Source organism: Streptomyces sp. NPDC058701, assembly GCF_042715295.1.
GTDB lineage: Bacteria > Actinomycetota > Actinomycetes > Streptomycetales > Streptomycetaceae > Streptomyces.
Map to the genome: position 1 here is coordinate 230728 of NZ_JBHXSY010000001.1, position 13802 is coordinate 244529.

Here is a 13802-nt window from a genome sequence, read left to right on the forward strand (position 1 = left end):
CCACTTCCACCCGATCGGGTTACAGAACCCGTCCGGGAAACGCTCTGCGTCAGCTCCTGCGTACGCCTTCCGCAAGCTCGGCCGCAAGCGCGCGCACCCCGGCCAGCCCGGCCGGCAGGTCCGGGGCGTCCAGCAGCAGCTTCACGAAGGCCGAGCCGACGATGACGCCGTCGGCGAAGGCGGCGACCTGCTTGGCCTGGACGGCGTTGGAGACGCCCAGCCCGACGCAGACCGGCAGGTCGGTGGTGGCGCGGGTGCGGGTCACCAGCTCCTGGGCCTGGTTGCCGACCGATTCGCGGGTGCCGGTGACCCCCATGAGGGAGGCGGCGTAGACGAAGCCGGAACCGGCCGCGGTGATCGTGGCCAGGCGCGCGTCCTTGCTGCTGGGGGCCACGACGAAGACGGTCGCCAGACCGTGCTTCTCCGCGTGCTCCCGCCACAGGGCGGACTCCTGGACCGGCAGGTCGGGCAGGATGCAGCCGGCGCCGCCCGCCGCGGCCAGCTCGGCCGTGAACCGCTCGACGCCGTAGCGGTCGATCGGGTTCCAGTACGTCATCACCAGGACCGGGGCGCCGGTGGCCGCGTGGGCCTCGCGTACGGTCCGCATCACGTCCGCGATCTTCACGCCGCCGCGCAGGGCGATGTCGTCGGCGGTCTGGATGACCGGGCCGTCCAGGACCGGGTCGCTGTGCGGGAGCCCGATCTCGACGATGTCGGCGCCGCCCGCGATGACGGCCTTGACGGCCTCGATCCCGCCGTCGACCGTGGGGAAGCCCGCCGGGAGGTAGGCGACCAGGGCGGCGCGGTCCTCGGCCTTCGCCTTGGCGAGGGTCGCGCTCAGCAGGTCGATGGTGCCGGTTCCCGTTCCGGCCGGAGTGGTGGCGTTCACTTGTCGTCCCCTTCGGAGAACTCGTTCTCGGCGACTTCCCCGTCGGCGTCGTACAGGCCGAAGTAGCGGGCGGCGGTGTCCATGTCCTTGTCGCCGCGGCCGGACAGGTTGACCACGATCAGGCCGTCCCGGCCCAGCTCCCTGCCCAGCTCCAGGGCTCCGGCCAGCGCGTGCGCCGACTCGATGGCCGGGATGATGCCCTCGGTGCGGGACAGCAGGCGCAGGGCCTGCATGGCGGCGTCGTCGGTGACCGCGCGGTACTCGCCGCGGCCGGAGTCCTTGAGGTAGGAGTGCTCCGGGCCGATGCCCGGGTAGTCCAGGCCGGCCGAGATGGAGTACGGCTCGGTGATCTGGCCCTCCTCGTCCTGGAGGACGTACGACCGGGAGCCGTGCAGGATGCCGGGCTCGCCCGCGGTCAGCGTGGCCGCGTGCTCACCGGTCTCGACGCCGTGTCCGGCGGGCTCGAAGCCGACCAGGCGCACGTCCGCGTCCGGGATGAAGGCGTGGAAGAGGCCGATGGCGTTGGAACCGCCCCCGACGCAGGCCGCGACGGCGTCGGGCAGCCGTCCCGCGCGCTCCAGGATCTGGCGGCGGGCCTCGACGCCGATGACGCGGTGGAAGTCGCGCACCATGGCCGGGAAGGGGTGCGGGCCGGCGACCGTGCCGAAGAGGTAGTGGGTCTGGTCCACGTTCGCGACCCAGTCGCGGAACGCCTCGTTGATGGCGTCCTTCAGGGTCCGGGAGCCGGACTTCACGGCGATGACCTCGGCGCCCAGCATCCGCATGCGGGCCACGTTCAGGGCCTGGCGCTGCGTGTCGATCTCGCCCATGTAGATGGTGCAGTCGAGGCCGAAGAGGGCGCAGGCGGTGGCGGTGGCCACGCCGTGCTGGCCCGCGCCGGTCTCGGCGATGACCCGGGTCTTGCCCATGCGCTTGGTGAGCAGTGCCTGGCCCAGCACGTTGTTGATCTTGTGCGAGCCGGTGTGGTTGAGGTCCTCGCGCTTGAGGAAGATCCGCGCGTTGCCCGCGTGCTCCGCGAAGCGGGGCACCTCGGTGAGGGCGCTGGGCCGGCCGGTGTAGTGGACCATGAGCTCGTTGAGCTCGGCGGCGAAGGCCGGGTCCCCCTTGGCCTTCTCGTACTCGACGGCGACCTCGTCCACCGCGGCGACGAGCGCCTCGGGGATGAACTTGCCGCCGAAGGCACCGAAGTAACCCTCGGCGTCGGGGACGTGACCCTCCGGGTCCGGAATGAAGAACTCGCTGGACATGTCCAGTGCTCCTACGGGGATGCGAGATACGGCGGGGTGGTGTTCACCGTATTGCGCCGCCCGCCCGTGACGCTCACACCCCGCTGGAGCGTGGCGTGCGTACGGTTCGGAGCGGCCCGTGCCCGGAGCCGGCGGCTCGGGGGCACAGGGCCGTACGGGGACCCCGCGCGGTACTCGCCGCGCGGCGTTCCTCGTCTACGGCGCGCTGGGGCGCCGCCATCGCATGCCGTTGACCTGACCGGGCTCGGAGCCGATCACGTACCGGACCCGCCGCCCGTGCACCCGCCGCGCGGGGGCACGGCAGCCGCGGGGGCGGCAGCCGCGCGCCAGCGGCGCGTGCGCCGTCGGCACCCCGGCCCGGCCGCGGAGGCCGGGTCGGGTACGGACGGTGGGGCGGTCGTGGGTCACGGGACGGGTCAGCTCCGTCCGTGGCGCAGCGCGGGGTGGGCGCCGGCGGCGACGAGGTCGGCCACGGCCGACTTCGGGTCGCGGCCGGTGACCAGGGACTCCCCGACCAGGACGGCGTCGGCGCCCTCGTTGGCGTAGGCGATCAGGTCGTGCGGCCCGCGGATGCCGGATTCGGCGATCTTGACGATGTGGGCCGGGATCTCCTGGACGACGCGCTCGAAGACGGAGCGGTCGACCTTGAGGTCCTTGAGGTTGCGGGCGTTGACACCGATGATCTTGGCGCCGGCGGCGACCGCGCGCTCCACTTCCTCCTCGTCGTGAACCTCGACGAGCGGGGTCAGGCCGATGGACTCGGCCCGCTCGATGAGGGAGACGAGGGCCTCCTGCTCCAGGGCCGCGACGATCAGCAGGGCGAGGTCGGCGCCGTAGGCGCGGGCCTCCCAGAGCTGGTACGCCGTGACGATGAAGTCCTTGCGCAGGATCGGGATGTCCACGCGGGCGCGGACGGCCTCCAGGTCGGCGAGCGAGCCACCGAAGCGGCGCTGCTCGGTGAGGACGGAGATGACCGCCGCACCACCCGCCTCGTAGTCGGCGGCGAGCCCTGCCGGATCGGCGATCGCGGCCAGCGCGCCCTTGGAGGGGCTGGAACGCTTGACCTCGCAGATCACCTTGACGCTGTCACCGCGCAGTGCGGCGACGCCGTCCTTGGCCTGGGGCGCCTTGGCGGCACGCTCCTTGAGCTCGTCGAGGCTGACGCGGGACTGCCGTTCGGCAAGGTCTTCGCGGACCCCTTCGATGATCTCGTCGAGCACACTCACGCGAGCGGCCCCCTTCCGGGTCGATGACGGTCGGCCGCCTTGCAGACACGTTCCACAGCAAGGTCGACACTCAAATGGTATCCGCAGGACGCCTCGGCTCGGCACCCGGTTGACGCCGTCCCAGTAACTGGACATTCGGAATGCCGGCTTCATTTGCCCTGCGTACGGGCCTCAGGGGGCCAGGGCGGAACCGAGGGAAAGGTTCCGGACGACGGCGAAGAGCAGCGCCGCGGCACCCAGACCCCACCAGTGCAGCGGCTTCAGCACGGGAGTCGGGACGGTCCCGCCGCGGACGGCGCGAACCAGCCACAGGGCCAGGAATCCCGCGAACGCGAAGTAGCCGACGACGGCGAGGGCATTTGCCCCGAAAGCTGTGACCAGATCGCCGTGGGCGAACGCGTGCGCGCTGCGCAGGCCCCCGCAGCCGGGGCACAGTACACCCGTCAGCCGGAAGAGCGGGCAGACCGGGTAGTGCCCGGGCTCGTTCGGGTCGACGGCGCCCACGTAGGCGAAGGCGCCGACGGCCGCGGCCAGGGTGAGCAGCGGGGCGGCCGGCCGCCGGACCGCGCGGGCCCGTACGCCGGGAACGGGCGCCGTGGGCGCGGGACCCCGGGGAGCCGGGCCCGCGGGATCCGGTCCCTCGGCGGGCGGAGCGGCCGGCGGGGTGGCGGGGGGTACGCGCGCCACCGGCGGCGGCCCGGCTTCGGGGGTGCGAGAGGCGTCCACCCGCTGATTCTCTCCGCTCACGTCAAAAGGCGCAGCCCGACGGGGCCGCGCCTTTCGGATGCGCCGGAACTCAGACCTTGGCCGGGGCCTTGGACGCGGCGATGACCTTGGCGAGGTCGCGGTGGGTGGCCTTCGGCGCCCCCATGCCCGCGGCCTTCATCCCCATGCCCACGACACCGCCGAGGACGACGACGACCAGGCCGGCCCAGAAGCCGAGCGGGTTCGCCAGCACCATGAAGGCACCGGAGATGCAGAAACCGATGAAGGCGATCATTACACCGGTCCAGGCGGCCGGGGTGTGTCCGTGGCTAGTGCCCGCCATGAGTTGCTCCTCGTTGCTCTGTCGCACGTGCTGTGTCGAACGCTCGGGGTCATTGTCCCGCACCGCGCGCGGGGATCGTTCAGCGGGTCGGGTCCTCGCCGCGGTCGAGAGCCTTCCACAGATCCTCGGGCCGGTCCGGGTCAATCGCCGCGGCCCTGCGGGTTCGGGGGCTGCCGTCACGCTCGTAGCGGCCCCCCATCGAGGGCCAGCTCCGGCCGAAGCGCAGCGCCAGCAGGCCGGCGGCCAGGATCAGCACCGCGCCGGCGGCCGTGACGGACGGCCACGCCGTGTGGGTCAGGCCCGCCACGTGCGCGGCGGTGTCCGCGGTCGTACGGGCCGCCTGCGCGTCCAGGGCCTCGCGGCCGTCGGCACCGAGGACGGCCGCGAGGGCCGCGCCCAGGCCGCTGAGCGCGAGCAGGCCGGAGACCAGGAGGCGGCTGCGGCCGCGCACCGCGAACACGGCGACCAGGGCCGCGAGGCCCACGATGGCCAGGGCGGCGGGCAGGCCGGTGACGTCCCGCCCGTCGGCCGTCAGCGGCAGCGCGTCGGCGCCGATCGCCGCGGTGCCCCGGGCCCAGGTCCGGCCGGAGGCCAGCAGGACGACGGTGGCGCCGAGGGCGCCGAGCAGCAGGGCGGCGGCCACGCTGCGGCGGCCGCCCCGACTGTCGGCGGAGGCGTGGCCGGCGGGGGCGCCGCCGGCTTCGTGGCCGTCGGCGCTCTCGGCGGCGGCATCGTTTCGGGGCGGGGGTACGGCACTCACGTACCCCACTATCCCCTACGCCCTCAGGAGCCGTGGAGGCGGTTCGCCGCTCCCACCGCGCGGAGCACGGCGGCCGCCTTGTTGCGGCACTCCGCGTCCTCCAGCTCGGGCACCGAGTCGGCGACGACCCCGGCGCCCGCCTGGACGTACGCCGTCCCGTCGCGCAGCAGCGCGGTGCGGATGGCGATGGCCGTGTCGGAGTCGCCGGCGAAGTCGAGGTAGCCGACGCAGCCGCCGTAGAGGCCGCGCCGGGAGGGCTCCAGCTCCTCGATGATCTGCATGGCCCGGGGCTTCGGCGCGCCCGAGAGGGTGCCGGCCGGGAAGCAGGCGGTGAGCACGTCGAAGGCCGTCTTGCCCTCGGCGACGCGGCCCGTGACCGTGGACACGATGTGCATGACGTGGGAGTACCGCTCGACGGACATGAAGTCCACGACCTCGACGGATCCCGGCTCGCAGACCCGGCCGAGGTCGTTGCGGCCGAGGTCGACGAGCATGAGGTGCTCGGCGCGTTCCTTGGGGTCGGCCATCAGCTCCTCGGCGAGCTCGTGGTCCTCCTGCGGGGTGGCGCCGCGGTGGCGGGTGCCGGCGATGGGGTGGACCATGGCCCGGCCGTCCTCGACCTTGACCAGCGCCTCGGGGCTGGAGCCGACGACGTCGAAGCCGTTCTCGAAGCGGAAGAGGTACATGTACGGGGACGGGTTGGTGGCCCGCAGCACCCGGTAGACGTCCAGCGCGGAGGCGTGGCAGGGGGTCTCGAACCGCTGCGAGGGCACCACCTGGAAGGCCTCGCCGGAGCGGATGCGCTCCTTGATGTCCTCCACGGCGGCCTGGTACTTCTCGCCGCCCCACAGCGCCGAGTACTCGGGCAGCTCGGAGGCCGGCAGCGGGGCGGGCGTGTAGGGGGCCGGGCGGGAGAGGTCGGCCTCCATCGCGTCGAGGCGGGCCACGGCGTCGGCGTACGCCTCGTCCACGCCCGAGTCGAGGGCGTTGTGGTTGATGGCGTTCGCGATGAGCTGGACGGTGCCGTCCCAGTGGTCCAGGACCGCCAGGTCGGAGGTGAGCAGCATCGTCAGCTCGGGCAGTTCCAGGTCGTCCCGGGTGTGCTCGCCGATGCGCTCCAGGCGGCGCACGATGTCGTAGCCGAGGTAGCCGACCATGCCGCCGGTGAAGGGCGGTGTCCCGCCGGCGAGGTCGCGCGGGGTGTGCAGGGCCTCGACCGTGGCGCGCAGGGCGTCGAGCGGGTCGCCGCCGGTGGGCACGCCGACGGGCGGGGTGCCCATCCAGTGCGCCTCGCCGTCGCGGACGGTCAGGGTCGCGTCGCTGCGGACGCCGACGAAGGAGTAGCGGGACCAGGAGCGGCCGTTCTCGGCGGACTCCAGCAGGAAGGTCCCCGGGCGTTCGGCGGCGAGCTTGCGGTAGAGCCCGACGGGGGTGTCCCCGTCGGCCAGCAGCTTGCGGCTCACGGGGATGACGCGGCGGTCGGCCGCGAGCTTGCGGAACGTCTCAAGATCCATGGCGGTGCGAACCTACCTGTTCTCGGCTGCGGCGATCGGAAGGACGTCGGCGTCGAAGCAGGTGCGGGTGCCGGTGTGGCAGGCGGCTCCGACCTGGTCGACCTTGACGAGCACGGTGTCGGCGTCGCAGTCGAGGGCGACGGATTTCACGTGCTGGAAGTGGCCGGAAGTATCCCCCTTGACCCAGTACTCCTGGCGGCTGCGGGACCAGTACGTGCAGCGGCCGGTGGTCAGGGTGCGGTGCAGGGCCTCGTCGTCCATCCATCCGAGCATGAGCACCTCACCGGTGTCGTACTGCTGGGCGATGGCCGGTACCAGGCCGTCGGCGGAGCGCTTGAGGCGCGCGGCGATGGCGGGGTCGAGGTTGCCGGGGCGGGGGGACGTAACCATGCGGCCATTGTGCCGGGCGGCGGGCCGCGGTACGGATCACCGTCCGCCTGATGGGCGGGCACAAGGCGGGTTCCGGCCGTAGGCTGGCCCGCATGTCTACCCATGCGAAGCGCGAACGCCTCTTGCTGGCGGACCTGTTGGAGGCGGCCGGGCCGGAGGCTCCGACCCTGTGCGAAGGCTGGACGTGCCGGGACCTCGCGGCGCACGTCGTGGTCCGCGAGCGGCGGCCGGACGCGGCGGGCGGCCTGCTGCTGAACGCGCTGAAGACCCGGCTGGACAAGGCGATGGACGAGTACCGGGCCAAGCCGTACGAGGAGCTCGTCCAGCTGATCCGGACCGGGCCTCCGAAATTCTCCGTGTACGCGCTGAAGCAGATCGACGAGGCGGCGAACGCGGTGGAGTTCTACGTGCACGCGGAGGACGTCCGGCGGGCGCAGCCCGACTGGTCGCCGCGGGAACTGGACCCGGTGTTCTCGGACTCCCTGTGGTCCCGGCTGGAGAAGCTGGCCCGCCTGACCGGGCGGCGCTCGCCGGTGGGCCTGGTCCTGCGGCGGCCCGACGGCCGGACGGCGGTGGCGCGCAAGGGCGTGCCGGTGGTGACGGTGACGGGCGAGCCGGGCGAGCTGACGCTGTTCTGCTTCGGCCGGCAGGACTCCGCCGCGGTGACCCTGGACGGTGACAAGACGGCGGTCGCGGAGCTGACCACGGCGGAACTGGGCCTGTGACGACCGGAGGCCCCGCCGGTCGGGCGGGGCCACCGGGGCCGGGCGGTTCGCGGGACGGTCAGCGGACCGGGTGGCCCGCTTCGCGCAGGGCCGTCTTGACCTCGGAGATCCGCAGGTCGCCGAAGTGGAACACCGACGCGGCCAGCACCGCGTCCGCGCCCGCCGCGATCGCCGGCGGGAAGTGCGCGAGGCTGCCGGCGCCGCCCGAGGCGATCACCGGGACGGTCACGTGCCGGCGTACGGCCGCGATCATCTCGGTGTCGTAGCCGTCCTTGGTGCCGTCCGCGTCCATGGAGTTCAGCAGGATCTCCCCGGCGCCCAGCTCGGCGGCCCGGTGGGCCCACTCGACGGCGTCGATGCCGGTGCCCTTGCGGCCGCCGTGGGTGGTGACCTCGAAGGAGCCCGAGGCGGTGCGGCGGGCGTCGACGGACAGGACGAGGACCTGTCGGCCGAAGCGCTCCGCGATCTCCTGGATGAGCTCGGGGCGGGCGATGGCGGCGGTGTTCACGCCGACCTTGTCCGCGCCGGCCCGCAGCAGCTTGTCGACGTCGTCCGCGGTCCGGACGCCGCCGCCCACGGTCAGCGGGATGAAGACCTGCTCGGCGGTGCGGCGCACCACGTCGTAGGTGGTCTCGCGGTTGCCGGAGGACGCGGTGATGTCGAGGAAGGTCAGCTCGTCGGCGCCCTCGGCGTCGTACAGCTTGGCCATCTCCACCGGGTCGCCGGCGTCGCGCAGGTTCTGGAAGTTGACTCCCTTGACGACGCGGCCGTTGTCCACGTCCAGGCAGGGGATCACGCGTACGGCGAGGGTCATGCGGACGCCTCCCCGGACCGGGTCGCGGCGTCGGCGTCGGCGTCGGCACCGGTCAGGACCGGCCCGAAGGCCTCGACCTCCACCTCGACGACCATGCCCGGGTCGACGAACCCGGACACGATGAGCATCGAGGCGGCGGGCCGGACGGAGTCGAACAGCTCCTTGTGGGCGCGGCCGACCTCCTCCACGTCGCGGGCGTGGGTGAGGTACAGGCGGGTGCGCACCACGTGCTCGGGGCCGAGTCCGGCCTGGGCGAGCGCCTTGAAGGCGACGCCGAAGGCGCCGACCGTCTGGTCGTACGGGCCACCGGCGTCGGCCGCGGTGCAGCCGGAGACCAGCACCAGGCCGTTCGGGAGCTGGACGGCGCGGGAGTAGCCGATGACGTCCTCGTAGGCGCCGCCGGAGGAGATGCGGCGTACGGCGTCGGAGCTCATGCGGAGACCACCTTCAGGGCTTCTTCCAGGGTGAAGGCCTTGGCGTACAGGGCCTTGCCGACGATCGCGCCCTCGACGCCCAGCGGGACCAGCTCGGAGAGCGCCCGCAGGTCGTCCAGGGACGAGATGCCGCCGGAGGCCACGACGGGCCGGTCCGTGGCGGCGCAGACGTTCTTCAGCAGCTCCAGGTTGGGGCCGGTCAGCGTGCCGTCCTTGCCGATGTCGGTGACGACGTAGCGGGCGCAGCCCTCGGAGTCCAGGCGGGCGAGGGCCTCGTACAGGTCGCCGCCCTCGCTGGTCCAGCCGCGGCCCTTGAGGGTGGTGCCGCGGACGTCGAGGCCGACGGCGATGCGGTCGCCGTGGTCGGCGATGGCCTTGGCGGCCCACTCGGGGGTCTCCAGGGCCGCGGTGCCGAGGTTGACGCGGGTGCAGCCGGTGGCGAGCGCCGCGGCGAGCGAGGCGTCGTCGCGGATGCCGCCGGACAGCTCGACCTTGATGTCCATCGCGCCGGTGATCTCGGCGACCAGGGCGCGGTTGTCACCGGTGCCGAAGGCCGCGTCGAGGTCGACCAGGTGGAGCCATTGCGCGCCGGAGGCCTGCCAGGCGAGGGCCGCCTCCAGCGGAGAACCGTACGAGGTCTCGCTGCCGGAGACGCCGTGCACGAGGCGGACGGCCTGTCCGTCGCGGACGTCGACCGCGGGGAGGAGTTCCAGCTTCGCTGAGGACACGGGCATCAGAGGGTCTCGATCCAGTTGGTGAGGAGCTGGGCCCCGGCGTCGCCGGACTTCTCGGGGTGGAACTGGGTGGCCCACAGGGCCCCGTTCTCCACCGCCGCGACGAAGGGTTCGCCGTGGGTGGCCCAGGTGACGCGGGGCGCGCGGATGGCCGGGTTGGTGACCTCCAGGCTCCACTCGCGCGCCGCGTAGGAGTGCACGAAGTAGAAGCGGGCGTCGGCGTCCAGGCCGGCGAAGGCCTGGCTGTCGGCCGGGGCCTCGACGGTGTTCCAGCCCATGTGCGGGACGATCGGGGCCTTGAGCGGGCCGACCGTGCCGGGCCACTCGTCGAGGCCCTCGGTCTCGACGCCGTGCTCGATGCCGCGCTCGAAGAGGATCTGCATGCCGACGCAGATCCCCATGACCGGGCGGCCGCCGGAGAGCCGGCGGCCGATGATCCAGTCGCCGCGGGCGTCCTTGAGGCCCTTCATGCAGGCGGAGAAGGCGCCGACGCCGGGGACGAGGAGCCCGTCGGCGTCCATCGCCCGGTCGTAGTCGCGGGTGATCTCCACGTCCGCGCCGACGCGCGCGAGGGCGCGCTCGGCGGAGCGGACGTTGCCGAAGCCGTAGTCGAAGACGACGACGTTCTTGGTGGGTCCGGCAGTGCTCATTCCCAGATCCCTTGGATGCGCAGGACTCCGGCGGCGAGGCACATCGCGGAGCTGATGGCGAGCAGGATGATGACCGACTTGGGCATCTTCTGCTTCTGGAAGGAGTAGACGCCGCCGGCCAGGAAGAGGCCGAGGACGATCAGGACGGTGTTGAGGCCGTTCACGGCTAGAGGGCGCCCTTCGTGGAGGGCAGGATGCCGGCCGCGCGCGGGTCGAACTCCGCGGCGTAGCGCAGGGCGCGGGCGAGCGCCTTGAACTGGCACTCCACGATGTGGTGGGCGTTGCGGCCGTACGGGACGTGGATGTGCAGGGCGATCTGGGCCTGCGCGACGAAGGACTCGAAGATGTGCCGGGTCATCGTCGTGTCGTAGGTGCCGATCATCGGCGCCATGTTCTCGGGCTCGGTGTGCACGAGGTACGGGCGGCCGGACAGGTCGACGGTCACCTGGGCGAGGGACTCGTCGAGCGGCACGGTGCAGTTGCCGAAGCGGTAGATGCCGACCTTGTCGCCCAGGGCCTGCCTGAAGGCGGCGCCGAGGGCGAGGGCGCTGTCCTCGATGGTGTGGTGGCTGTCGATGTGCAGGTCGCCCTCGGTCTTGACCGTGAGGTCGAAGAGGCCGTGGCGGCCGAGCTGGTCGAGCATGTGGTCGTAGAAGCCCACGCCCGTCGACACGTCGACCTTGCCGGTTCCGTCGAGGTTTATCTCGACGACGACCGAGGTCTCCTTCGTGGTGCGCTCGACCCGTCCGATGCGGCTCATGCCTGCTGCTCCTTCTTCAGTGCGCGAACCGCTTCCAGGAACGCGTCGTTCTCGGCCGGGGTGCCGGCGGTGACCCGCAGCCAGCCCGGTACGCCGTTGTCCCGGACCAGGACGCCCCGGTCGAGGATCTTCTGCCATGCGGTGTGGGAGTCCGGGAACCTGCCGAACTGGATGAAGTTCGCGTCGGACTCGGTGACCTCGAAGCCGATGCCCCGCAGCTCGGTGACGAGCCGGTCGCGCTCGGCCTTGAGCTGCTCGACGTAGCCGAGCAGGGTGTCGGTGTGCTCCAGGGCGGCCAGTGCCGTCGCCTGGGTGACGGCCGACAGGTGGTACGGCAGGCGCACCAGCTGGACGGCGTCCACGACGGCGGGGTGCGCGGCCAGGTAGCCCAGGCGCAGTCCGGCGGCGCCGAAGGCCTTGGACATCGTCCGGGAGACCACGAGGTTCGGCCGGCCCTCGATGAGGGGCAGGAGCGAGTCCCGGTGGCTGAACTCCACGTACGCCTCGTCCACGATCACGATCGAGGGCTTGGCGGCCTGGGCGGCCTCGTAGAGCGCCAGGACCGTCTCCGCCCCCACCGCGGTGCCCGTGGGGTTGTTGGGCGAGGTGATGAAGACGACATCGGGGGCGTGCTCGGCGACGGCCCGCTCCGCGGCCTCCACGTCGATGACGAAGTCCTCCCGGCGCGGACCGGAGATCCAGCCGGTGCCGGTGCCGCGGGCGATCAGCGCGTGCATCGAGTACGAGGGCTCGAAGCCCATCGCGGTGCGGCCGGGCCCGCCGAAGGTCTGCAGCAGCTGCTGGAGGACCTCGTTGGAGCCGTTGGCGGCCCACACGTTCTCCCGGGCGACCGGGTGCTTGCCGGTGCGCGTGAGGTAGGCGGCCAGCTCGGTGCGCAGTTCGACGGCGTCCCGGTCGGGGTAGCGGTTGAGGGTGCGGGCGGCGTCGGCCACGCGTTCGGCGATCCGCGCGACGAGCTCCTCGGGGAGCCCGTACGGGTTCTCGTTGGTGTTCAGCTGGACGGGCACGTCGAGCTGCGGGGCGCCGTACGGGGTCTTGCCGCGCAGCTCCTCGCGGACGGGGAGGTCGTCGATGCCGAGGTCGGCGGTCACTGCTGGGGGACCTTCCATGCGCTGTGCTGGTCTGGTACGGCTCCGCCAAAACGCGCCTTCAGGGCGGCGCCGTGCGCGGGCAGGTCCTCGGCCTCGGCCAGTGCCACCACGTGGTGGGTGACCTCGGCGAGGGCGTCGCGCGTGTAGTCGACGATGTGGACGCCGCGCAGGAAGGACTGCACGGACAGGCCGGAGGAGTGGCAGGCGCAGCCCGCGGTGGGCAGCACGTGGTTCGATCCGGCGCAGTAGTCGCCGAGGGAGACCGGGGACCAGGCGCCGACGAAGATCGCACCGGCGTTGCGGACCCGGGCGGCCCAGGCGGCGGCGTCGGCGGTCTGGATCTCCAGGTGTTCGGCGCCGTACGCGTCGACGACCTTGAGGCCGTCCTCCAGGCTGTCGACCAGCACGATCGCGGACTGGCGGCCGGCCAGCGCCGGCTTGATCCGGTCCTCGACGTGCTTGGTCGCGGCGACCTGCGGCTCCAGCTCCTTCTCGACCGCGGCCGCGAGCTCCTCGGAGTCGGTGACGAGGACGGCGGCGGCCAGCGGGTCGTGCTCGGCCTGGCTGATCAGGTCGGCGGCGACGTGCACGGGGTCGGCCGTGGAGTCGGCGAGGACGGCGATCTCGGTCGGTCCGGCCTCGGTGTCGATGCCGATGCGGCCGGTGAAGTAGCGCTTGGCGGCGGCGACCCAGATGTTGCCGGGGCCGGTCACCATGTTGACCGGCGGGCAGTCCTCCGTGCCGTACGCGAACATCGCGACGGCCACGGCGCCGCCCACGGCGTACACCTCGTCCACGCCGAGCAGGGCGCACGCGGCGAGGATCGTCGGGTGCGGCAGGCCCCCGAAGGGGTCCCCGTCGAAAGCGGGCTTCTGCGGCGGGGACGCGAGCGCGATCGACGCGACGCCCGCCTCCTGCGCCGGGACAACGTTCATGACGACGGACGAGGGGTAGACCGAGCGGCCGCCCGGGGCGTACAGCCCCACGCGCTCCACCGGAATCCACTTCTCGGTCACGGTTCCGCCGGGGACCACCTGGGTGGTGTGCTCGGTGCGGCGCTGTGCGCGGTGCACGATCCGGGCGCGCCGGATCGACTCCTCCAGGGCGGCGCGGACGGCCGGGTCCAGCTGCTCCAGGGCGGCGTCCAGGGCCCGGGCGGGCACCCGGACCTGCGTGAGCTCGACCCCGTCGAACTTCCGGGCGTACTCGATGAGCGCCGCCGTGCCGCGATGGTGGACGTCCTCGCAGATGGGCCGCACCTTCTCCAGGGCGGCTTCCACGTCGAACTCGGCACGGGGCAGCAGATCGCGCAGGGCGCCCCCCTCGGGGAGGGAGTCGCCGCGCAGGTCGATACGAGAGATCACCCCCCAATTCTCTCAGACCGCCCAGCGGCACCGTTCGCCTGTATCACTGGCTGATACACGCCCCGGGTGTCACAGCCGCCCGTTAGCGTTCCCCCACACGCAGGCACGGCGGAG

General features: G+C 72.7%; 18 protein-coding genes. 1 reads left to right on the top strand and 17 read right to left on the bottom strand.

All coding sequences use genetic code 11. The features are described 5' to 3' along the window. Positions 1-49: 49 nt before the first annotated feature. From trpA to hisI, 9 genes are all read right to left on the bottom strand, one after another. A complete protein-coding gene (gene trpA / locus ACFWW8_RS01070) occupies positions 50-889 on the bottom strand; it encodes a tryptophan synthase subunit alpha (protein ID WP_386521876.1) in 840 nt (279 codons plus the stop codon). After that, positions 886-2157, bottom strand: a complete 1272-nt coding sequence (trpB, locus tag ACFWW8_RS01075) for a tryptophan synthase subunit beta (RefSeq protein ID WP_386521879.1) — start codon at positions 2155-2157, stop codon at positions 886-888. The genes trpA and trpB overlap by 4 nt, the downstream gene beginning before the upstream one ends. A gap of 195 nt (positions 2158-2352) precedes the next feature. Next, positions 2353-2508 carry a tryptophan biosynthesis modulator TrpM gene (gene trpM / locus ACFWW8_RS01080; protein ID WP_386522218.1) on the bottom strand — a complete coding sequence of 52 codons (156 nt, stop codon included), beginning with the start codon at positions 2506-2508 and terminating at the stop codon, positions 2353-2355. Positions 2509-2573: 65 nt separating this feature from the next. Then, positions 2574-3383: an indole-3-glycerol phosphate synthase TrpC gene (trpC, locus tag ACFWW8_RS01085; RefSeq protein WP_351280289.1), complete on the bottom strand. Its 810-nt coding sequence runs from the start codon at positions 3381-3383 to the stop codon at positions 2574-2576. A 171-nt stretch (positions 3384-3554) separates the two neighbouring features. Continuing rightward, positions 3555-4109, bottom strand: coding sequence for a DUF2752 domain-containing protein (locus ACFWW8_RS01090; RefSeq protein ID WP_386521881.1), 555 nt, complete (start codon positions 4107-4109; stop codon positions 3555-3557). Positions 4110-4179: 70 nt separating this feature from the next. Then, entirely contained in the window at positions 4180-4431 is a 252-nt protein-coding gene (locus ACFWW8_RS01095) for an HGxxPAAW family protein (protein ID WP_386521884.1), read from the bottom strand. A 79-nt stretch (positions 4432-4510) separates the two neighbouring features. Next, positions 4511-5200: a TIGR02234 family membrane protein gene (locus ACFWW8_RS01100; protein WP_386521887.1), complete on the bottom strand. Its 690-nt coding sequence runs from the start codon at positions 5198-5200 to the stop codon at positions 4511-4513. Positions 5201-5214: 14 nt separating this feature from the next. Then, a complete protein-coding gene (locus ACFWW8_RS01105) occupies positions 5215-6705 on the bottom strand; it encodes an anthranilate synthase component I (protein ID WP_386521890.1) in 1491 nt (496 codons plus the stop codon). Between the two features lie 12 nt (positions 6706-6717). Next, positions 6718-7095 carry a phosphoribosyl-AMP cyclohydrolase gene (hisI, locus tag ACFWW8_RS01110; RefSeq protein ID WP_383923983.1) on the bottom strand — a complete coding sequence of 126 codons (378 nt, stop codon included), beginning with the start codon at positions 7093-7095 and terminating at the stop codon, positions 6718-6720. Between the two features lie 92 nt (positions 7096-7187). Between hisI and ACFWW8_RS01115 the strand changes: the two genes are divergently transcribed. Next, complete coding sequence (locus ACFWW8_RS01115; RefSeq protein WP_386521893.1) at positions 7188-7820, top strand: TIGR03085 family metal-binding protein; 633 nt, start codon at positions 7188-7190, stop codon at positions 7818-7820. A 58-nt stretch (positions 7821-7878) separates the two neighbouring features. Here the strand turns inward: ACFWW8_RS01115 and hisF are convergent, their stop codons facing one another. From hisF to hisD, 8 genes are read right to left on the bottom strand one after another with little or no spacing between them, the layout of a single operon-like run. Next, on the bottom strand, positions 7879-8634 hold the full coding sequence (hisF, locus tag ACFWW8_RS01120) for an imidazole glycerol phosphate synthase subunit HisF (RefSeq protein ID WP_267720953.1): 756 nt from the start codon (positions 8632-8634) through the stop codon (positions 7879-7881). Continuing rightward, positions 8631-9068 (bottom strand): RidA family protein, encoded by a 438-nt coding sequence (locus ACFWW8_RS01125; protein ID WP_386521895.1) that lies wholly within the window; start codon positions 9066-9068, stop codon positions 8631-8633. The genes hisF and ACFWW8_RS01125 overlap by 4 nt, the downstream gene beginning before the upstream one ends. Then, positions 9065-9802, bottom strand: coding sequence for a bifunctional 1-(5-phosphoribosyl)-5-((5-phosphoribosylamino)methylideneamino)imidazole-4-carboxamide isomerase/phosphoribosylanthranilate isomerase PriA (gene priA, locus ACFWW8_RS01130; RefSeq protein ID WP_386521897.1), 738 nt, complete (start codon positions 9800-9802; stop codon positions 9065-9067). Before priA ends, ACFWW8_RS01125 begins: the two co-directional genes overlap by 4 nt. Next, entirely contained in the window at positions 9802-10452 is a 651-nt protein-coding gene (hisH, locus tag ACFWW8_RS01135; protein ID WP_386521899.1) for an imidazole glycerol phosphate synthase subunit HisH, read from the bottom strand. The genes priA and hisH overlap by 1 nt, the downstream gene beginning before the upstream one ends. Further along, a complete protein-coding gene (locus ACFWW8_RS01140; protein ID WP_386521902.1) occupies positions 10449-10616 on the bottom strand; it encodes a hypothetical protein in 168 nt (55 codons plus the stop codon). The genes hisH and ACFWW8_RS01140 overlap by 4 nt, the downstream gene beginning before the upstream one ends. Before the next feature lie 2 nt (positions 10617-10618). Continuing rightward, a complete protein-coding gene (gene hisB / locus ACFWW8_RS01145; protein ID WP_030385546.1) occupies positions 10619-11212 on the bottom strand; it encodes an imidazoleglycerol-phosphate dehydratase HisB in 594 nt (197 codons plus the stop codon). Next, positions 11209-12324, bottom strand: coding sequence for a histidinol-phosphate transaminase (locus tag ACFWW8_RS01150; RefSeq protein WP_386521903.1), 1116 nt, complete (start codon positions 12322-12324; stop codon positions 11209-11211). Before ACFWW8_RS01150 ends, hisB begins: the two co-directional genes overlap by 4 nt. Continuing rightward, the gene (hisD, locus tag ACFWW8_RS01155) at positions 12321-13688 is read right to left on the bottom strand and encodes a histidinol dehydrogenase (RefSeq protein ID WP_386521905.1); all 1368 of its coding nucleotides are present in this window, start codon (positions 13686-13688) and stop codon (positions 12321-12323) included. Before hisD ends, ACFWW8_RS01150 begins: the two co-directional genes overlap by 4 nt. Between the last annotated feature and the right edge of the window lie 114 nt (positions 13689-13802).